Source organism: Streptodolium elevatio (assembly GCF_040649515.1).
GTDB lineage: Bacteria > Actinomycetota > Actinomycetes > Streptomycetales > Streptomycetaceae > Yinghuangia > Yinghuangia elevatio.
Genome location: NZ_JBEZFP010000044.1, coordinates 31799 through 51785 on the forward strand (window position 1 = coordinate 31799; position 19987 = coordinate 51785).

The 19987-nt window shown below is 72.1% G+C and carries 18 protein-coding genes and 1 pseudogene; 14 read left to right on the forward strand and 5 right to left on the reverse strand.

Going from position 1 to position 19987, the window contains the following annotated elements; translation table 11 throughout:
* Positions 1-633 precede the first annotated feature (633 nt).
* The 7 genes from AB0C36_RS18565 to AB0C36_RS18595 all read left to right on the forward strand — a co-directional run bounded on the left by AB0C36_RS18565 (position 634) and on the right by AB0C36_RS18595 (position 5914).
* Entirely contained in the window at positions 634-1494 is an 861-nt protein-coding gene (locus AB0C36_RS18565; RefSeq protein WP_358355326.1) for an amidohydrolase family protein, read from the forward strand.
* A 149-nt stretch (positions 1495-1643) separates the two neighbouring features.
* Entirely contained in the window at positions 1644-2837 is a 1194-nt protein-coding gene (locus tag AB0C36_RS18570) for an amidohydrolase family protein (protein WP_358355328.1), read from the forward strand.
* Between the two features lie 11 nt (positions 2838-2848).
* Complete coding sequence (locus AB0C36_RS18575) at positions 2849-3667, forward strand: SDR family NAD(P)-dependent oxidoreductase (protein ID WP_358355330.1); 819 nt, start codon at positions 2849-2851, stop codon at positions 3665-3667.
* A gap of 124 nt (positions 3668-3791) precedes the next feature.
* On the forward strand, positions 3792-4280 hold the full coding sequence (locus AB0C36_RS18580) for a nitroreductase/quinone reductase family protein (protein ID WP_358355332.1): 489 nt from the start codon (positions 3792-3794) through the stop codon (positions 4278-4280).
* A gap of 236 nt (positions 4281-4516) precedes the next feature.
* Positions 4517-5200 (forward strand): hypothetical protein, encoded by a 684-nt coding sequence (locus tag AB0C36_RS18585; protein WP_358355333.1) that lies wholly within the window; start codon positions 4517-4519, stop codon positions 5198-5200.
* A 112-nt stretch (positions 5201-5312) separates the two neighbouring features.
* Positions 5313-5588, forward strand: coding sequence for a hypothetical protein (locus AB0C36_RS18590; RefSeq protein ID WP_358355335.1), 276 nt, complete (start codon positions 5313-5315; stop codon positions 5586-5588).
* Positions 5589-5611: 23 nt separating this feature from the next.
* Positions 5612-5914 (forward strand): HAD-IA family hydrolase, encoded by a 303-nt coding sequence (locus tag AB0C36_RS18595; protein ID WP_358355336.1) that lies wholly within the window; start codon positions 5612-5614, stop codon positions 5912-5914.
* Positions 5915-5994: 80 nt separating this feature from the next.
* Here AB0C36_RS18595 and AB0C36_RS18600 read toward each other — a convergent pair whose 3' ends face one another.
* From AB0C36_RS18600 to AB0C36_RS18610, 3 genes are read right to left on the reverse strand one after another with little or no spacing between them, the layout of a single operon-like run.
* The gene (locus AB0C36_RS18600; protein WP_358355338.1) at positions 5995-6747 is read right to left on the reverse strand and encodes a class I SAM-dependent methyltransferase; all 753 of its coding nucleotides are present in this window, start codon (positions 6745-6747) and stop codon (positions 5995-5997) included.
* 51 nt (positions 6748-6798) lie between these two features.
* Positions 6799-7800: a sugar phosphate isomerase/epimerase family protein gene (locus tag AB0C36_RS18605; RefSeq protein WP_358355340.1), complete on the reverse strand. Its 1002-nt coding sequence runs from the start codon at positions 7798-7800 to the stop codon at positions 6799-6801.
* Entirely contained in the window at positions 7710-9020 is a 1311-nt protein-coding gene (locus AB0C36_RS18610; protein WP_358355342.1) for a Gfo/Idh/MocA family protein, read from the reverse strand. Before AB0C36_RS18610 ends, AB0C36_RS18605 begins: the two co-directional genes overlap by 91 nt.
* Positions 9021-9254: 234 nt before the next feature.
* On the opposite strand from AB0C36_RS18610, the gene AB0C36_RS18615 reads away from it, so the two are divergent.
* From AB0C36_RS18615 to AB0C36_RS18635, 5 genes and pseudogenes are all read left to right on the forward strand, one after another.
* Positions 9255-10484 carry a beta propeller repeat protein gene (locus AB0C36_RS18615; protein ID WP_358355344.1) on the forward strand — a complete coding sequence of 410 codons (1230 nt, stop codon included), beginning with the start codon at positions 9255-9257 and terminating at the stop codon, positions 10482-10484.
* A 146-nt stretch (positions 10485-10630) separates the two neighbouring features.
* The gene (locus AB0C36_RS18620; RefSeq protein WP_358355346.1) at positions 10631-10996 is read left to right on the forward strand and encodes a DUF2203 domain-containing protein; all 366 of its coding nucleotides are present in this window, start codon (positions 10631-10633) and stop codon (positions 10994-10996) included.
* Between the two features lie 132 nt (positions 10997-11128).
* A complete protein-coding gene (locus tag AB0C36_RS18625) occupies positions 11129-12052 on the forward strand; it encodes an isopenicillin N synthase family dioxygenase (protein ID WP_358355348.1) in 924 nt (307 codons plus the stop codon).
* Between the two features lie 308 nt (positions 12053-12360).
* Positions 12361-13572: a hypothetical protein gene (locus tag AB0C36_RS18630; RefSeq protein ID WP_358355349.1), complete on the forward strand. Its 1212-nt coding sequence runs from the start codon at positions 12361-12363 to the stop codon at positions 13570-13572.
* A gap of 117 nt (positions 13573-13689) precedes the next feature.
* Positions 13690-14715: pseudogene (locus AB0C36_RS18635) on the forward strand (FAD-dependent oxidoreductase); the annotation flags it as partial.
* Between the two features lie 250 nt (positions 14716-14965).
* Here AB0C36_RS18635 and AB0C36_RS18640 read toward each other — a convergent pair.
* Entirely contained in the window at positions 14966-16375 is a 1410-nt protein-coding gene (locus tag AB0C36_RS18640; RefSeq protein ID WP_358355350.1) for an acyl-CoA synthetase, read from the reverse strand.
* Between the two features lie 638 nt (positions 16376-17013).
* On the opposite strand from AB0C36_RS18640, the gene AB0C36_RS18645 reads away from it, so the two are divergent.
* Both AB0C36_RS18645 and AB0C36_RS18650 read left to right on the forward strand, forming a co-directional pair.
* Positions 17014-17904 carry a hypothetical protein gene (locus AB0C36_RS18645; RefSeq protein WP_358355351.1) on the forward strand — a complete coding sequence of 297 codons (891 nt, stop codon included), beginning with the start codon at positions 17014-17016 and terminating at the stop codon, positions 17902-17904.
* A gap of 225 nt (positions 17905-18129) precedes the next feature.
* Positions 18130-18969 carry a hypothetical protein gene (locus tag AB0C36_RS18650; RefSeq protein WP_358355353.1) on the forward strand — a complete coding sequence of 280 codons (840 nt, stop codon included), beginning with the start codon at positions 18130-18132 and terminating at the stop codon, positions 18967-18969.
* An 86-nt stretch (positions 18970-19055) separates the two neighbouring features.
* Here the strand turns inward: AB0C36_RS18650 and AB0C36_RS18655 are convergent, their stop codons facing one another.
* Complete coding sequence (locus tag AB0C36_RS18655; RefSeq protein ID WP_358355355.1) at positions 19056-19823, reverse strand: (2Fe-2S)-binding protein; 768 nt, start codon at positions 19821-19823, stop codon at positions 19056-19058.
* Between the last annotated feature and the right edge of the window lie 164 nt (positions 19824-19987).

Sequence of the window (19987 nt, forward strand, 5' to 3'; positions counted from 1 at the left end):
CGTCGACCTGCACCAGGCCGGAGGAGGCCACGCGTCGCACGCCGTCGAAGACCACGGCGGCCATGTCCTGTCGGCACGGCGGCGGCATCAGCGGACGTGCCCCGGGAAGACGGGGATCCAGGCAGCCGAGCGCATGGCGGGTGCCCTCGTGATGCCGACGGCCAACTAGGGCCGGTTTGCGGGCGGAGTCCCACCCGACCGACCCGGGCGAAGACGTCGTCCTTGCCGGTGCCGAGCATCGACGCGCGCCCCACCCGCCCCTGCCCCGCGAGGAGTTCGACGAGCACGTCGGCCGCCCGGTCGGCGCGCGGGTTGTCCACCGGCACGGCGAACTCGGGCCGCGGCGGCGCGGCAGGGCGGCCGGCCCCGCCGGCAGCGTGACGCGCAGTTCCGGGTCGCCGCCGGAGGGTGCCTCGGCGTGCTCCATGTCGCTGTCCGCCGGCCCCGGCGTCTCCGTCGACCCCCTCCTGCGGCGCCGTCCAGGTACGCGTCGACCAAGACGCAGCAGGCCCTCCGTGGAAGTTTCCGGACGGTTCCGTACGACGAATAGGTTGACAGAGTCAATCAACTAAGTAGCATGAAGCGGGTAGCCGCAGAGGCCTGGAAAGCCAGGCCCGACAAGGAGGTTCGCGCGTGCCAGGTTTCCCGTCCGATGTCGGCGCAGTGGACTTGATGATCGGATTCCCGAGCGCGCAGGCCCGCAGCCACTACGACTTCCTGAAGCCGCAGCTGCGCGACGCCGAGAGCGCCGGCATGGAGTTCCCGGCCGAGTACATGTTCAAGGGCGTGCCCAACCACCTGGACGAGGGCGTCGACCCCGTCGGGGTGACGCTCGCGCAGATGGACGCCTGCGGTGTCGCCGTCGGTCTGGTCGGCATGGGCGAGACCGCGCAGCGTGCGGTCAAGGAGCACCCCGACCGGTTCCGGCTCAGCCTGGAGGTCGACCCGAACGACATCACCGCCACCGTGCGGCGGATCCGGGAGGCGTACGAGGAGCACCGCATCGCCGCCGTCACGACCTTCCCGGCGGGCTGCAACCCGCAGGTCCCGGTCAGCGACCGCCGGTACTACCCCGTCTACCAGACGTGCATCGACCTGGACATCCCGATCATCTCCAACGCCGGGATCCCCGGGCCGCGCGTACCGGCCGCATGCCAGGACGTGATGCACTTCGACCAGGTCTGCTACGACTTCCCCGAACTGCGCATCGTGATGCGGCACGGCGCGGAGCCGTGGGAGGACCTCGCCGTCAAGCTCATGCTCAAGTGGCCCGGCCTCTACTACATGACCTCGGCCTTCGCCCCCAAGTACTACCCGAAGGCCATCGTCGACTACGCCAACACCCGCGGCGCCGACAAGATCATGTACGCCGGCTACTACCCCATGGGCCTGTCCCTGGAGCGCATCTTCCGCGAGCTGCCCGACGTGCCCTTCAAGGCCGAGGTGTGGCCCAAGTTCCTGCGCGACAACGCGACCCGCGTCTTCAAGCTCTAGAGCCTTCGGAAGCTTCGCAGGACCCGGAAGCTCCGGAGGACCCGGAAGCTTCGCAGGCCCCGCGGGCCCCGGACCCCTCCGAGGCTCCGGAGGACCGCGACGCCCCCCCGCACACGAACGCATCCCCACGAGACCAGAAAGGCCGCGCGATGAGTGACCGCTACACCATCATCTCCGCCGACGGCCATGCCGGCGCCAACATGGAGACGTACCGCGAATACCTCGACGCCGCATGGGTCGAGGAGTTCGACGCCTGGCGCGACAAGTACCGCAACCCGTTCCGCGACCTCCAGGCCGACGGACGCACCCGCAACTGGGACGACGAGCGCCGGGTGCGCGAGATGGCGGCGGACGGCGTCGTCGCCGAGGTCGTCTTCCCCAACACCGTGCCGCCGTTCTTCCCGACCGGCCAGCTCGTCGCCCGGCCGCCCACGGAGCGCTCGTACGCCCGCCGCCTCGCCGGCATCCGCGCGCACAACCGCTGGCTCGCCGACTGGTGCGGCGGCGAGCACCGGCACCGCCGGGCCGGCCTCGCCCAGGTCTTCCTCAACAACATCGACGACGCGGTCGCCGAGGCGAAGTGGGCCAAGGAGCAGGGACTTGCCGGGATCCTCATCCCGACCACCCCGCCCGACGCGGCCGGCATCACGCCGATCTACGCCCCGGACTGGGACCGCCTGTGGGAGGTCTGCCAGGACCTCGACCTCGTCGTGGTCAACCACGGCGGATCCGGCTCGCCGGACTACGGGCCGTACCCCGCCTCGAAGTTCCTGTGGATCGCGGAGGCCGCGACGTTCTTCCGCAGGCCGCTCACCCACATGCTGGTCTCCGGCGCCTTCGAGCGGTTCCCGCGCCTGAAGTTCGTCATCACCGAGCAGGGCGCCTCGTGGATCCCGCCGCTGCTGCGCCAACTCGACGCGTACCACGAGCAGATGGGCTCCGGCCGCATCGGCGAGCTGAAGTACGACGAGGGGGACCGGCTGCCGCTCAAGCCGAGCGAGTACTTCGCCCGCAACGTGTGGGTCGGGGTCAGCTTCCCGAGCCCTGTCGAGGCCGAGTCGCGCCACGAGCTGGGGGTCGACCGCTTCCTGTGGGGCAGCGACTACCCGCACGACGAGGGCACCTACCCCTACACCCGCGAGTCGCTGCGCCGCTCGTTCCCCGGGGTGGACCCCGCCGACCTGCGCCGCATGCTCGCGGGCAACGCGGCCGGGGTCTACGGGTTCGACCTGGACGTGCTCGACGGTTACGCCGCGGAGTGCGGGCCGACCCACGCCGAGATCGCGGAACCGCTCGAGACCGTGCCGTCCGACAGCAACAGCCCGGCGTTCACCCGCCCCTGAGGAGGCATCACATGTCCGACAAGCGGTTCGCCGGGCGGCGCGCACTGGTCACCGGCGCCAGCCGGGGCATCGGTGCCGCGGTCGCCCGGCGCCTCGCGGCCGAGGGCGCCGACGTCGCCATCACGGCCCGCAGCCTGGACACGGCGTCCAAACTCGCCGGCACGCTCGCCGAGGTCGGCGCGCTGCTCCGGGCGTACGGCGGCAAAGTCGCACTGATCGGCGCGGACCTGTCCGACGAAGCCGACCGGGACCGCATCGTCCCCGAGGCCGAGCAGGCCCTCGGTGGACCGCTCGACATCCTGGTCAACAACGCCGCCATGGGCGTGTACGCGCCGCCGTCCGACTACCCGCTGCGCCGCGCCCGTCTGCACTTCGAGGTGAACGTCATCGCGCCGCTGCACCTCGCCCAGGCTGCGATCCCGGGTATGCGGGAACGCGGCGAGGGCTGGATCGTCAACCTCTCCAGCGCCACCGCACGGCCGTGGGCGGGACCGCCGTACACCCTCGGCGGAACCGGGACCGGGACGACCGTCTACGGCTCCTCCAAGGCCGCGCTCAACCGGCTCACCAACGGCCTCGCCGCCGACCTGTACGGCAGCGGGATCCGGGTCAACACGGTCGAGCCGCGCGCCGCGGTGATGAGCGAGGGGGCCCGCGAGCTGGTCGGGCACATCGTGCGCGAGGACCAGATCGAGTCGATGGACGAGATGGTGGAGGGCGTCGTCGCGCTGTGCGACTGCGCGCCGGAGCGGACCGGTCGCGTCGAGGTCAGCCTCGACGTCATCGCCGAGCTGGGGCTCACCGTGCGGCGGCTCGACAGCGCTCCGTGAGCCGGTCCGGCGGCTCGCGGCCCGAGTCGGTCCGGCGGCTCTGTCCGAGGTCAGAGGCGATGTGGTGATCCCGACCCGCCGATTCCATTGCAAAGTCAAACACTGATTGCATACGCTCCGGGACATGTCGACGGATCAGCGCAACGAAGAGTTCATCGAGCCCAGCCCCGAGGAGATCGTGGCCTTCACGAAGGAACACGTGAAGGGCATGGAGGGCTCGGACGACGACGAATGGTGGAACGTCGCGGGCATGCTGCACGTGCTCATCCAGACGGTGGGCCGCAAGACCGGCAACGTGCACAAGGTCGCGCTGCCCTACTGGGTGGACAAGAACGGCCACCGCGTCGTGGTCGCCTCGTTCGCCGGGGCGGACAAGAACCCGTCGTGGTTCGTCAACCTCGCGGACAAGAAGGCCAACCCCACGATCCTGGTCCGGGTCCAAGGTGCGACGTACTGGAGCGATGCCGAGGTCCTGGACGGTGACGACTACACCGACACCTGGGCCGGCCTGACCGCCGACCGCGCCTACTACAACAACTACCAGAGCCGCTGCGAGCGCCGGATCCCGCTGGTCCGCCTCCCGGAGAGCAACCTCGTCGCGAAGCGCGGCTGACCTCCGCCGCACTGCGCCACCACGGCCCGGCCCCCGACTCCCGGGGGCCGGGCCGCCCGCGTTCCGGCGACCTTCCCGCGGCGGCTCCTGCGGACTGCCGCGGGCCTCCCGACGGCATCACGTGGGGGACTTGCCTCAGGTACGTGCGACCCCGCCCGGCAGCTCCCGCCTCTGGCCTACCATCCGAGCAGCGGCCACCGGGGAGCGGCCGCTGCTCGCGTCGGAGGTGGGGACCTGTGACGAGTGGGGGAAGCGGCGGAAAGTGGGCCGTGTTCGGGGCGGTCGTGGGCACGGTGGCCGCATTGGTGGGCATTCTGCAGTTCGCCCTGGGGGTGGTCGACTTGGGCGGAGGCAGCGGTGACGGCGGCACGTCGGCGCGGGCGGAGAGCGTCGGAACGCAGACGCCGGGAGGCGACGCTGGCGGCGGCGATCCGGTCGAAGCGGATGAGGTGGAACCGGGCCGGGACGGCGGCGCGGACGGGGCCACCGACCCCTCGACGTCGTCGTCGGTGGCCGACCCGTGCCTCGTCGGCCGGTGGAAGGCCGCGGCGTTCCCCACCACGGAGATGCTGCCGGACGGCACACTGCGGCAGCTGACGGTGACGGGGTACGCGTACGTCAACTACGCGCCCGACGGCACGGGCAGCTTCGAACTCGACCTGGCCACCGACTACTTCGACCGCGGCAAGAAGGTCAGCCTGCGGGACTCGGGCATCGCCCGCTTCGCGTACACGACCCGCAACGGCCGGATCACGTACGCCGACGACAGCAGCACGGTCACGAGGACCACGCGGGAGAACGGGGTCGTGGTCTCGACGAAGGAGATGGACCCGATCCCCGACGGCGGGGACTACACCTGCACGTCCAAGACGCTGACGCGGCAGGTCAACGGCGCACTCAACCTCTGGAATCGGCAGTAGCCCGGATCGCCGCCGCCCGGGCTCCTCGGTGACGCCCGTGGGCGGCGGCCGCCGACGTGGGCTACGTTGATCGCGGTGCTCCGGCGTTCGAGCCGCGACGAAGGGGGAACGCATGCCGCACTGGGCCGTGTTCGACTACGGCGAGGTCCTCTGCCACGCCTCCGCGGTGCTTCCGGACATGGCCGCTTCGGTCGGGGTCGGAACGGCGGAGTTCGAGGCCGGGTACTGGGCGGTGCGGGACGCGTACGACCGCGGCATGCCGGACGACGCCTACTGGACCGAGGTGGGCCGCCGCGCGGGATTCGCCGTCGACGCCCGCCGCGTCGCGGAGTTGACCGAAGCGACGTCGCAGGCTGGCTGGAGGCGGACCCCGAGTCGATCGCGCTGATCGCCGAACTGTCCTCGCAGGGCGTGCCGTTGGCGCTGCTGTCCAACGCCCCCGCGTCGTGCGGGAAAGCCTTTGCGGCCCAGCCGTGGGCGAAGTACTTCCGGCACCTGGTGGTGTCCGCCGACCACGCGACGGCGAAGCCCGACGCGGAGATGTGGCGCGTGCTCGCCGAGCGGCTGGGGGCCCGTACCTCCGACTGCCGGTTCCTCGACGACCGCGAGGACAACGTGGCCGGGGCGACCGCCGCCGGACTGGTGGCGCACCGCTGGACCGGTGTCACGCCGGCCCGCGCCTGGCTGGTGGAGCAGGGCGTACTCCGCGCCTGACGCGGCATCGAGCGCGCAGACCAGGCAGGGCCGGGAAAGGCAACGTCGGATCAGACCGGGCAAGGCCGGTTGACGCCAAGTCAGTTGCCCCGCTTGGTGGCGAGGAACGTGTTCGTCACGTGGCTCACGTCGGCCGGGTCGGGCTGGTCCGCGAGCAGTCCGCGCAAGCGGTCGAGCACGTCCGCACGCTCCTCAGGCCGCATCGCGTTGATGTAGCTGATCGTGGCGACCCGCGCCAACCGCTGTTCGCGGGTGAGACGTTCGATCCAGGCGAACTCCCGCGACCGGACCGGTCCGAAGTGCCCGGAAGCGGCGATGTCCGCCGCGAAGTCGTGGCGCACGTCGTACGGCTGCGTCTTCGTCGACGCGATGGCCTTGCTCACCGCGGCGTCGAACTCGGTCGGCTCGTCGCGCTCGTTCCACAGCAGCGCGAGGCCGCCGCCGGCGCGCAGCACGCGGGCGATCTCGCGCAGCGCCGCCGGTCCGTCGAACCAATGGAACGCCTGCGCGACGACGACGGCGTCGAAGGACCCGGCGGGGAACGGGATCTCCTCGGCGGTCCCGTCGACGACCGCAACGCCCGGCACCGTCTCCGCGCACACCGCCCGCATCGCCTCGGACGGCTCCACCGCCGAGACGTCGGCGCCCAGTTCCACCAGACGTGCCGTCATGTGCCCGGTGCCCGAGGCGAGATCGAGGACGCGGACACCCGGCCCGAGTCCCAGAGCGTCGCCCAGGTACGCCATCACCTCGGGCCGGTACGACGGACGTTCCCGGTGGTACCGGTCCGCGCCCGAGCCGAATCCCCGGCGTGCCACGTCATCCACAGCCATGCCGGGCATTCTGCCGCGCTTACCCCAGGCGGGGCACCGCCCGGGCCCGGTTCATGTGTAGAGCGGGGCCAGGGATGTGGACACGAAGCGGCGGGCGGCGCGCATTTCGCCGATCGGGTCGGGCACCATGTCGAGTTCCAGGAGGGTGGGTGCGGTGAAGCCGATCTCGCGCATGAGGCGGGCCCAGGCGAACCAGTCGACGACGCCGCTGCCCAACGGGCAGAAGTACGGCTGGTGCGCGGCGAAGATCTTCTCGTCGATCTCCACGTCCATGGGCGCAGGGCCCAAGGCGTCCTTCCAGTGCGCCAGCACGATGCGCTCGCGGTGCCGCGAGACCACCTGCACCGGGTCGGCGCCGGAGAGCGTCAGGTGGGCGGTGTCGGGGCAGAGGCCGACGTACATCGGGTCGGTGAGGAGCATGAACAGGTCGACGTCGCGGCCCGTGCACAGCATCGAGTGGGCTTCGGTGTGCAGCGCGAGCCGGACGCCCTGACGCAGCGTCACGTCGCCGATCTCGTTGAGCAGCGCCGCCAGCGGCTCGGCGGCGGCCATGTCGACGAACACTGCGGGTTGGGCACCGACCGTACGCCGCAAGGGCAGTCCCGCCACCAGCACACTGCCGCCGGCGCGGTGCAGGAAGTCGGCGTACTCCCCGGCCGCGCGGAGGATGTCGCGGCGGCCTTCGGGGGTCCGCCACTCGTGGCGGTCGATGTCCGCGAAGAAGCCGCTGACCAGGGTGAGTTCACGCCGCGCCAGGGCCTCGGCGAAGCCTTCGGGGGAGCCGTACGCCGCGACCGCGGACCGCCAGTCGCCCGGCGGAAAGGTCAGTTCGATGCCCGGGACACCCGCCTCGCGCAGTGCGTCGAGGCAGCGCTCCCAGAACCAGCGCGGCTCGGCGACGGTCTTGGCGACGAGCGCGTCGTAGCTGTCCAGGCCCCAGAACTCGGGGTGGTAGAAGGTGATCAGGTCGACCGCGTACAAGGGTTCGTGCCGGGACTCGGGCGCGGGGGTGGGCGCGGGGGTGGGGCCGGTGGCGGGGGAGGGATCGGGCACGGTCGGTTCCTTTCGGTCGGGTGTCGCGTGGGTGCGGCGCCGGTTGCGCCGCGGGGTAGGTGACGCGTCCAGGTATCTGCTTGGCGTCCAGGTATCTGCTTGCTCGATTCAGCGAAGGCCTCCGGGCGCTCGCACGTCGTCGTCATGGCCAGCGGCGCCTTCGCCGCACCCGACGCCGTGACGGCGCCGAGGACTTCGAGGACGTGCAGCGCGAGGGACGCGGAAGCGCGGTGCGGACCGCCGCGCAGCGATGCCGCGAGGTCGGCGACGCCGGGCCCGCGCAGCAGCTGGTGTTCGAGGGAGTCGGCCGGCCCCTGAACGGGCAGCACCGGCGGGCACACCGCCCACGCGTCGTCGCCATGCAGCCGCACCTTGACGTCGCCGTCGTAGGTGTTGGGGTCCGGGACGGCGAGAGTGCCGCGCGTGCCGTAGATCTCGACGAAGGGCAGTTGGTGGTCCCAGATGTCGAAACTCAGGGCCATCGTGGCGAGTACGCCCGACGCGAAGGTCAGCACGGCCGCCGCGTGCGTGTCGACCTCGACGTCGATCGACTCCACGAGGCGCCCGGGTGCGGAGACGGTACGCACCGCGGCGCCGACACGCGTCCGGCCGTACACCTCCGCCACCGGCCCGAGGCAGTTCACCAATTGCGTCACGTAGTACGGGCCTAGGTCCAGGATCGGGCCGCCGCCGGGCTTGAAGAGGAACGTGGGGTCCGGGTGCCAGGTCTCGGCGCGGCTGTGCGTGACGAACGCGGTGGCGCCGACCGGGTCGCCGATCACCCCCGCGTCGATCATCGCGCGGGCGGTCTGGCCCGCGCTGCCGAGGAACGTGTCCGGCGCGCCGCCGAGGGTCAGGCCCGATTCCCGTGCCAGCACGAGCTGTTCGCGTGCGGTGGTGAGGTCGGTGGTGATCGGCTTCTCGACGTACACGTGCTTTCCGGCGCGTAGCGCGGCGTCGGTGACGGCCGCGTGTGCGGTCGGCGGCGTGATGTTGACGACGATCTCGACGGCGGGGTCGGCGAGCAGGTCCTCCAGGGTGCCGTACGGCGTTCCCGGGCCGACGAGTTCGGCGCCACGCCGGGCCCGGTCGGCATCGACGTCGGCGACGCGGACGACGCGCAGTTCCGGGAAGCGCGCGAGGCCGCGCACATAGCGCTCGAAGATGTTGCCGCAGCCGACGATGCCTGTGCCTGTGCCGGTGGCGTGTGCGTTGCTCACTGGTCCCCTCCCGGGCTTCGGTGGAAGGGAAGCTATTCGCGCGACAAGTTACGTACAAGACCACGCGTACTTATTTCGGACATGGACAAAAGTGCGAGTGCCGCCTGCGACTGCCCGGCGGGATGGCATCGGGGAGCGCGCAGGATTGGGGGCGCACAGGGTGCAACGCGGAGGCGTGCACGCGGGGTCACCATAGGCGACGGGGTGTTCACCCCGAGTCTGGAGAACGACCGCATGACCGTAAGCGCGCTTGTACGTCCCCGTCGTCGACTGCGCCGGCTTGTCGCCACGACCGTGATGGCGTCCGCCGTCGCGGTCGGCGGTGCGCTCCCGGCGGCCGCGGACGAAGCGGCGGAATCCGCCGCCCAGCGCTGGACGCCCGCCAAGCTCCCCGCCGGTGCCGCCAGCCTCACCGGCGTCACCAAGCCCGACGCCGCCACGACCTGGGTCGCGGGCTTCCGCCTCGTCGACGAGGGTGGCGGCCTCGACTTCCAGCCGGTGGTCTACGAGAAGAACGGCGGCGGCCGCTGGACCGAGATCCCCACCGCTCCCGGCGAGAGCGGCCGGATCAACGCCATCGCGTCCACCTCGAAGAAGGACGCATGGGTGGTCGGCGACCAGAAGGGCTACGACCCCGGCGGACCCATCATGGCCCAGCACTGGAACGGGCGTTCGTGGAAGTCCGTGGACGTGCCGACCGCACCCGACTCGACGGGCGGCGGCCTGCTGAGTGTGTCCGCGGTCGGCCCGAACAACGTGTGGGCGGCGGGGTGGACGCAGATCCAGGACAGTGTGACGCCGGACCCCGACGGCGGCCCCCCGCAGATCGAGACGCACAGTGAAGGCATCGTGGCGCACTGGGACGGACGGAGCTGGAAGAACGTCCGGGTGCCGCAGCCGTACCCCTCATGGGCGTTGAACTCCATCAGCGCGTCCGGGCCGAACGACGTATGGGCGGTCGGCAGCGGCTACGGGGACGACGACCAGCCCGTCGCGCTGCACTACAACGGGTCGAAGTGGTCGGTGCTGCCGACACCCCCGCACGGCGGTGTGTACGGCGAGTTCAACTCGGTCGTGGCCAAGTCCCCGACCGACGTGTGGGCGGTGGGCCGCGTACTCCTCGACGACAAGGACCGCGGACACGCGCTCGTCATGCACTGGGACGGCAAGGCGTGGACGAAGGTGGCCACTCCGGAGACGGCCGGCCCGATGTACGGCGCGGCCCCGGCACCGGGCGGCATCGTCGCGGCGGGGAAGACGAACGACCGGGTGAACGGCTACGCCCTGCGCGTCGTGGGGAACCGGGCCAGTTCGCTCGGCATCCCCACGGACCTGCCCGAGGGCAGGACCTATGCGCCGTGGGCGGTCGCCACGGACCCGAAGACCGGCAAGGCCACGATCGTCGGCGTGATCGAGAACCCGCAGGGGTACCCCGACCCGATGGTGCTGACCGGCCGCATCTGAGCCGCTCGGCGGCGGCGTGGTGCCCGGCCTCGACGACACGGCGGCCGGGCCCCGCGCGTCGGGCCCCGCACGTCGGGCCCCGCTGGTCGCGCCCCGCGCGTCGGGCAGGGCGCGGCAGTGCTTCGGCTCCGTGACAAGCTGGGGCCATGGGTTTGTTCACTGTCGACGAGGCACGCGAAGTGCTCGCCGAGCTGCTCCCGGTCCTCGACGAGATCGTCACGCTGCGCGGCCGCGCGGCGGAGTTGTCCGCCGACCTCGCGTCGGGGGCCGGACCGACGCCGGACGGCGGCCTGCCCGAGCTCAAGGGCATGCACGCGCGGCTGGACGAGCTGATGACCCGGGTGCAGGAGACCGGCGCCGAACTCAAGGGGTTCGCGCCGCTGCTCGTCGACTTCCCGTCCGACCTCGCCGACGGGACCCCGGTCCACCTGTGCTGGCTGGAGGGTGACCGGGAACTGGCCTGGTACCACCGTCAAGACCTCGGCTTCCCGGGCCGTCGACCGCTGCCCTGACCGGCGTCCGGCATCTGGCGTCGGAATCTGGCGGGCGACCGCCGCCGACGTCACCCGGGCGAGGCAACTCGGCGTTCCCCCATGCGGATCAACGACTTGATCCGATCTCTGTCGCGGCAACAGAGTGGACCCATGAGCATCATCCCTACCGTCGACCTCGCGGCCTGGCGCACCGGGGGCCCGGCCGTACGCCGTGACATCGCCGAGTCCGTCGACGGCGCGCTGCGCACCGCCGGTTTCCTGCAGGCGACCGGGCACGGCGTCGCCCTGGAGGAGCGCGCGGCCATCCGCCGGGCGGCACGCGGGTTCTTCCACCTGCCCGCCGAGGCCAAGCAGGCGTACGCCGTCAAGGTGGGGGACCGCGGCTGGCTGGGACCCGGTGCGGAGGCCAACGCTTATGCGGAGGGCGGCGAGAGCCCGCCCGACATGAAGGAGTCGTTCTCTTTCGTCTCCGACGAGCCGACGGGTGATACGGCGGTTGACGCGGAGTGGTTCCGCCCCAACGTCTGGCCGGACGAAGTCCCGGAGCTGCGCGCACCGGTGGAGTCGTACCTGCGCCGGATGCGGGCGTTGTCCGACCGACTCCTGGAGCTCCTGGGCACGGTGCTCCGCGACGACGCGGGGTTCTTCACCCGGCACACCAAGCACCCGACGTGGGGCTTCAACATCAACTGGTATCCGGGAACCGGGCGCGTCGGGCCCGCGGCGCCTGGACAGTTCCGCATCGGCCCGCACACCGACTTCGGCACGGTCACGGTGCTCGACCGGGAGCCGGGGGCCGGGGGACTGCAGGTCTACACGGACGAACACGGTTGGCAGGACGCGCCGTACGATCCGTCGGCGTTCACCGTCAACGTGGGCGACCTCATGGCCCGCTGGACCGACGGACGCTGGCGCTCGGGCCGCCACCGCGTGCTGCCGCCGCCGGAGCACGCCCCCGACGAGGAACTCATGTCGCTGGTCTACTTCTACGACTGCGACCCGGGGACCGACGTACGCGGCATCGACTCGCACGCGTACCTGCGCTCCCAACTGACCGCCATCACAGCAGACTGACCGACCCCCCACCCTCCCCGGCCCCCGGCCCTTCGCCTTCCCACTCCTGCTTGCGCCTTCTCCCTTCCCCGGTGTTACGTGTGTTCGAGTGTGCTGGCGCTGCGTTGTTTCGGGTGGTTGGGGGCGTGCCCGGCACCTTGGGGTGGCGGCGGACGTTCCCGAGATGTGGAAGGGGCGGGAGGAGGGGGCGGGTTGGGAGCGTTGTGAGCCGTGCGTTGTGACGCTTGCATCGCGACTCACCCGCTTGCCGCGGTGCCGCAGGCTTCTGGCAGAGTTCGCCCGGGGCGTGGTCAGGTCAGGGGGCTGTGGTGGGGAGAGTTTGGGGTGCGAAGGGCGGGGCGGACGACTTCTGGGCGTCCTTCGAACTCGCCGAGCGGCTCGAGGATGACCGCCGGTTCGCGGAACTTCTGGCGCTGACCGACCAGTTGCTGGCGCACGGAGCGGCCTGGACACCGGCGTTCGGCGAGCACATGGGCCGTGTGCACCGGTACCGGCTGGTCTCCCTCGGCGAGTTGGGCCGCGGGCCCGAGGCATGGGCGCACTTCGGCGTCGTGCTCTCGCAGTTCCTCGCCGCGCCGCAGGCCGGGGACTCCGTACGGGTGCTGCGCCAGACCATGGGCGACATTCTGCTGCGCCTGGGCCACGACGGGCCGGCCCAGGAGTTGTTCGCCCTGGCCCTCGCGGACTCTCGGGCGAATGCCTCGCCCGCGGACACCGTGGAGCTGGAGTCGACGATCGCGGCAATCGAGGTCAACGCGGGGCGCTACGCGGAGGCCGATCGGCGTCTGGACGCCCTGACGTCGCGGCTGGCCATCATGCAGATCGCCGAGGAACAACGCGCCCGGCTGCGTGCCCTCGTGCTTTGGATGCAGGTTGTCGTCCGCAACGGGCAGGAACGGTTCCGCGAGGCGGAGCAGGTCGGCGTCGCGGCGGTGGCCGCGTGCGTCGCGCACGAAGGCCCGGGCGGCGACGTCGGCCGCAACGCGCGCATCGCCCGGGCCCGTGCGCTGGTGGAGCTCGGACGCGCCTACGAGGCCGAGACGGAATGCCGCCTCGTCCTCGCCCACGAGATCGACGTCGACGAACCCGCGTACGCCGGCCAGTTGTGCGTACTGCGCACTGTGCTCGGCCGCGCGTTCACCGTGCAGCGCCGCCACGATCAGGCGGTGGCGGACCTGGAAGCGGCCGTGGCCGACGGATGCCGGTCGCTGGGGGCCGGCGACCCGCTCACGCTCGACGCGGTCCTCGCCCTCATGGCCGCGCGCCGCGCCCGGGGCGGGGCCGACGACGCGGGCGAGGTGCTGCGGTTGCTGGAGACGGCCGTACGCGAGGGCGAGGCCGGGCCGGACTCCGGCCACCCGCTCGTGGGAGCCGCGCGGGAGCGGTTTGGGGAGGCGAAGTTTCGCGTCCAGGCCGAAGCCGCCGGGATGGCACCGGTGCGGCCGTGGAGGGCCCGCGTGCAGCCGGGCCTGCGCCCGTGCTGGAACTGCGGCGGCACGATCTGGCACGACCACAAGTAGCCGAGTTGCGCCGACCGTTCCCGGTGCGGCGGGCGCTTGCCGTTGGTGTCGACGTCGGCAACCGGTACGAAGTGTTGCGTGGCACGAGCGCGGGCTCGTAACATCCCGACTCTCGGTATGTATCTGGAGGTCCGGGTGACCCGCACGCGTGATGTGATCGTCGTCGGGGCGCGGGTGGCGGGGGCGTCGACGGCCATGCTGCTCGCCCGCCGGGGCCTGGACGTCCTTCTCGTCGACCGGGCCGCGTTCCCGAGCGACACCATCTCGTCGCACCAAGTCCAGTTGCCGGGCGTCGCGTTGCTGAACCGGTGGGGCCTGCTCGACGCGATTCGCGAGGCCGGCACGCCGCCGACGCGGCGGGTCCGCTTCGACGCCGACGGTACCGTCCTGACCGGCGCGTTCCCCGAGCACGACGGTGTCGACGCTCTCTACAGTCCGCGGCGAACCCTGCTCGACCGGCTCCTGCTCGACGCTGCGCGGGCCGCTGGCGCCGAAGTACGGGAGCGCACCCGCGCCGACGAACTCCTTTGGGACGAAGGACGGGTGGCCGGCGTACGGCTGCGCGGGCGCGACGGCCTACACGTGGACGAACGGGCCCGGTTCGTGGTCGGCGCCGACGGCAAGCACTCCTCCGTCGCCGCGGCGGTGCACGCGCCGGTCTACCGGGAGTGCCCGACACGCGCGTTCGCCTGCTACGGCTACTGGTCGGGCCTGGAGATGACGCACGGAGAGCTGTACCAGCGCCCGGGCTGTTCCGTCGCGGTGTTCCCCACCAACGACGACCTGACGATGGTCTACATGTCCGCCCCGCTCCGCGGGTTCGACGCCTTCCGCACCGATATCGAGCGGAACTACCTTGCCACAACAGCCCGTTGCGGAGACCTCGGTGACCGCCTCGCATCCGCGTCCCGCGTCGAGCGGCTGCGCACCACACCCGACCAGCCGAACCGCTTCCGCAAGCCCTACGGCCCCGGGTGGGCCCTGGTCGGCGACGCGGGCGTCGTCATGGACTCCGTGTCCGCGCAGGGCATCAGCAACGCGCTGCGCGACGCGGCGAATCTGTCCGAGGCGTTGGTCGGCGAACTCGACGGGCGCACCTCGCTCCCCGCGTACCAGACGCAGCGCGACCGATCGCTGACCGCGATGTACGACTTCACCGTGGCCATGGCCGCGCACTCCCAGGGGTGGCCGGAACGGTTGTTCCTGCGGACGGTCGCCCGGCACCCGGACGAAGTCCCCAGACTGCTCGCCGCGTTCGCCGGAGTCACGAGGCCGGACGAGTTCTTCGGCCCGCGGACGCTGCTCCAGATGCTGCTTCGGCCGCGCCGACGGGACACGGGCAGGTGTGCGGGCGGGGATACGGACGGGCTTGCGGCCGCGGAAGGTGCGGAGGCTACTCCGTCAGCCGGCGTTTCTGCACCTTGCCCATGGCGTTGCGGGGGAGGTCCTCGCGCAGGAGCACCCGGCGGGGCCGCTTGTGGACCGACAGCGAGCGGGCGACGAAGTCCGTCAGTTCGGGGCCGGTGACGCCGTCCGCGACGACGAAGGCGACGATCTCCTGGCCCAGATCGGCGTGCGGGATGCCGACGACGGCGGCCTCGCGCACCGCCGGGTGGGCAAGCAGGGCTCCTTCGACCTCGCCCGCACCGACGCGGTAGCCACCGCTCTTGATGAGGTCGGTCGACGCCCGGCCCACGATGCGGTGCCATCCGTCCGGTGCCACGACCGCCACGTCACCGGTGCGGAACCAGCCGTCGGGGGTGAGGGATTCGGCCGTCGCGTCGGGGCGGTTGAGATAGCCGTCGAACAACGTGGCGCCCCGCACCTGGAGTTCGCCGACCGTCTCGCCGTCGTGCGGAACGGGGGTGCCGTCGTCGCCGACGAGGCGGGTCGCCACGCCGTCGACCGGGGTGCCGACCCAACCCGCCCGCCGTTCGCCGTCGGCACGGGTGCTGACGGTGATCAGCGTCTCGGTCATGCCGTACCGCTCGACGGCGCGGTGGCCGGTCAGCTCGGCGAGGCGCGCGAACACCGGTACGGGGAGCGGCGCGCTGCCCGAGACGAGCAGCCGTGCCGATGCCAACTCCCGTGCTGCCGCCGGGTCTTCCGCGACCCGCGACCAGACCGTGGGGACACCGAAGTAGAGCGAGCCGCGGGCCTTCGCGTACGCGGCGGGCGTCGGACGACCGGTGTGCACCAGCCGCGAGCCGGTGCGCAACGCGCCCAGCACGCCGAGCACGAGGCCGTGGACGTGGAACAGCGGCAGCCCGTGCACGAGAACGTCGTCGGGCGTCCATGCCCATGCGGAGGCCAAGGCGTCGAGGTCGGCGGCGAGCGCGGCGTGCGACAGGAGGACGCCCTTGGGCGCGCCGGTCGTACCGCTGGTGTAGAGGGTGAGCGCGACGGAGCCGGGGCCGGGCTCGGGGAACGTCGCCGCCGAGCGCCGGGTGAGGTCGACGGGGACGACCGGGAGCCCGAGGTCGTCGGCCGTCCACGCGCCCGTGCCACCGGGTTCGAGGAGCAGTGCAGCGCCCGAGTCGCCCAGAATGTGGCGGCGTTCCAGCGGCCCCGAGTCGGGCGGCACCGGGACGACCGGTACTCCGGCCACCAGTCCGGCGAGCGTCGCCGCGACGGTGCCGAGGGACGCTGTCGCGCGCACCGCCACCGCGGACGCACCCGAGATCCGGTCGGCCATTGCGGTCGCCGCGCCGAACAGGTCCGCACGGCTCATCGCGATCCCGTCGACGACCACCGCGTCCGGGCGGTCGGGCACGGTGGCGGAGACGGGGACAAGCGGCGGCACAGCGGACCTCCGAGAACAGGACGCCCGGCAGAAGACGGGCAGCGGGGCATTACCGGCCGATGCTAATGGACGCCGAACGAGCCCCCGAGGAGCCGAGGTACGAGGGACCGACGGATTGACGGTCCGAGGGGTGGAGCCCCAGAGCCCTGGGGCTGAGCCCCGGCCCCGGCCCTGAACCCCCGAGCCCCGGCCCTGAACCCCAGAGCTCCGGACCTGAGCCCCGGACCTGAGCCCCAAGGCCCCGGGCTGGGGACCTGCCCCCCGGGAGCTGAGGGACGGGGCCCGAAACATCTGCGGCGCCGAACGACCGAGCCCCGGCGACCTGCGCGCGTCCTGGTTCCTGGGAGCCGAGTCGGCACGAAGCGACTCCCCCTGGTTGCCCGCCCGGAGCTGCCCCCCCGAGCAACCTGGAGTCGCCCCCAGCCGGGCCCCCGCGAGCTGCCTCCTCGTCGCCACCCCCGCACCTGCCGGTCCGCGCCAGGGATCCGCCCCGCGGGTCGGCGGAGTCCGCCCGGCGGTGGGAATTTCGTTTCGTCCCGGCGGGCCGCCGTGGTTGGCTTGCGCCGTAACGATCATTGGTCGATGCTGCGCTGACGCATCGTCAAAACTGCGGCGACGCCGCTTATTCGGGGGATTTCATGGGGCAACGTGCCGTGCGCGCGACCGCGGCCGCGGTGACTGTCGTGACGGTGGTGACCGCGCTGGCCGGGTGCGGGCGGCTGGAGACGCGGCGCCATGCGTTTCCCGATTCCCTGTACGAGCCGACGCCGTCGACGGGCGCTTCCGCCACGCCGTCCGCCACCCCGAGCGCGGCCGCCGGGACGGGGAACCCGCCCGCGGCCACCGCACCCCGGGCCACCACCCCCGGCACCGGAACCGGCGCGCCGGGGGAGCCGTACGCCGACCTGACCGCCGCGCAGCTGCTGCAGAAGGCGGAGGAGGCCGCGTCGGAGGTGCGGACGGTCCGTGTCGTCGCCGCGTTCTCCGAGGACGGCGAGCAGTCCTCCCTCGACCTCCGCTACGACCTGGACACCGCGGACGTCGTGGGCTCGATCGAGGCGGAGGGCCATACGGTCGAGATTCTCCGCCGCGGGGACGACTCCTGGTTCAAGGCGGAGGCGGCGTACTGGCGCGCGTCGGGCGCTCCGGCGGATACCGCGCGGCAGATCGGCGGCAAGTACCTGCACGTTTCGTCGGACCACAAGGCGTTCGGCGAATTCGAGCAGCTGGCGGGCATCGCCGATCCCGGCTCGGTCCTGGAAGCACTCACCAAGCCCCGCCGGCAGGCGCCGGTGGTCGCCGCGGGCGGGACGCAGATACCGGTGGCCGGTTACACCGGCGGCGACCCGACGATGGTGTACCTCTCGGTCGAGCTCGGGCTGGTCCCGGTCCGCGTCGTCGACCCGGGATCGGGGAGCGCGGTCGACTACCGCGAGATCGACAAGCCGGTGGTCGTGCCGACCCCGCCGTCGAGCCAGGTCGTCGACATCGAGGAACTCTCGGCCGACGTACGGCTCCCCACGGCGTAGCCCGCGCCCGTCCCCGGCCGTCCCGAACCGCACCGCGCGCAAAACGAGGGGTACACCCAATACGCCGCGCGGGCGCCCGGCGTACCGTGAAGCGCAGAGGCGGATCGGCCGTGTTGCCGGACGGCGGAACCGCCGCGCGGGCGCGCCCGTCCAAGGGGCCGCACGGGGGCAGGGACAACCGAGGGGACGGGACACAAGGTGCGTCGCATCGCCAGCATAGGAGTGGTGGGGGTTCTTCTCTCGGCGGCGTTGACCGCATGCGGCCAGGTCGACGGCGCGGCGCGGTCGATCAAGGACGCCGCGAGCCCGTCGCCGAGCTCGGGCGGACCGACGACGGCGCCGCCGTCGAAGTCCGCGTCGCCGTCGCCGACGAAGACCACCCGCAAGCCGACCACGAGCCGTCCGCCGACGTCGGCCTCGCCGACGCGCGGTCCGGTCACGTCCGCCGAGGTGCCGAACCTGTCGGTGGGCGAGCTGATATCCCTCGCCCGTACCGCCGCCCGTACGGTCAAGACCGTGCACGTGCGCGCGACGATCAAGCTCGACGGCACCAAGAAGATGCTGATCGACGTCTACGTCGACCGGGAGACCGAGAACTTCACGGGCAGCGCGAGCACCGACAAGTACGTGCTCCAGATCGTGCGCAAGGGCGACGCCGTCTGGTTCAAGGGCGACGAGCAGTACTGGGTGGTCGAGGGCAAGGGCCAGTTCAGCGCCGCCGACGCCAAGACCCTGGCGACGAAGTGGTTCCGCACCAGCGACACCGACTCCTCGGTGTCCGGCATCGTCACGGGTGTGCTCGGCGCGTCGAACCCCGAGTACGTGTTGGAGCACCTGAACTCCAGCTCCACCAAGCTGCCGCTCCAGCAGTTCGAGGGTTGGACGGTCATCCCGATCAGCGCCAGTACCGGCACCGGCTACCTGAACGCCGCGCTCCCGGTCTACCCGATCCGGCTCATCACCAACGGCCCCGAGCCGGAGGCGGACAACTACGACAAGTTCAACGAGCCGGTCAACATAGCCGAACCGCCGGCGTCCGAGGTCGTGGACCTGCCGAAGTCGTAGCGCGCCCGACCGGCTCGCGCTCCGGACCGGCTCGCCCTCCCGACCGGCTCGCGCTCCCGACCCGCCCGCGAAGCCGACCGGCCCGCCTACCGCGCGAGGCCTCGCGCGAGTCGCGCGAGGTCCTCGGCACGGTCCTCAGGGCGGCGTCCCGGGCAGCTGGTGCACATCGGCTGCCCGGGCGCGCGGTACAGCAGGCAGCAGGACGTGCGGTGTACGAAGCGCGTGCGGCCGAAGTCGACGTAGCGGGGGCGGGGGACCGGCAGGCCCGCGGCTTGCGCGGCGGCCGCGACCAGCGGGGCCGCGAGTGCGGTGGCCGCCTCCGGCTCGCCGCCCGTCGTCCCGGCCCGCAGCAGTACGCCCGCCACCGTGTCGACCGCGATCGCCCACGCCGCCCGCGGGCGTACCGGGGCCGCGTCGGCCAGCGCGCCCACGTAGGCGGCGATGCCGAGGCCGAGAGCGGCGCCGGCCTCGGACGGTGTGCCGCCGACCGCCGCCGTCGAGCGGGCGCCGGACGGGAGGCCGTCGCGCCGTACGAAGAGCACGGTCGCCTCGGGGCGCGGGTCCACGGCCCGGCCGGTCACCGCGTACGTCGCCAGCGCCGGGGTCAGCAGCACCGTGCTCGCCGAGTACCACCACAGGATCGCCGCCACGCGCGCATCGCCGGTGCGGTAGCGGCGGCCCGATTCGGCGAGGCGGGCGCCGAGCCACGCGGGGTCGAGGACGGCGGTCGCGGGGACGACGGCGTCGCCGGGGCCGGGTGCCAGCTGGGCGCGGTACTCCGGGCAGCGGTCGGTCAGCGTGTTCTGGATCCGCTCGGCGTCAGGGGACGGCGGCCCGGGTTCGTTCGTGGACACGGGCCTGACGGTACCGCCCGCGCGGTGCCCGAACGCGATCGAAAATCTCCCGTCAGGACACTCCTCGGGCGAACGGAAATGTGATCAACTGACCAGATGTCACTATGCGTTCGCAAACTGGGCCGACTCGCTGACGGGCCGTGACAATTGTGATCAACTCTGAC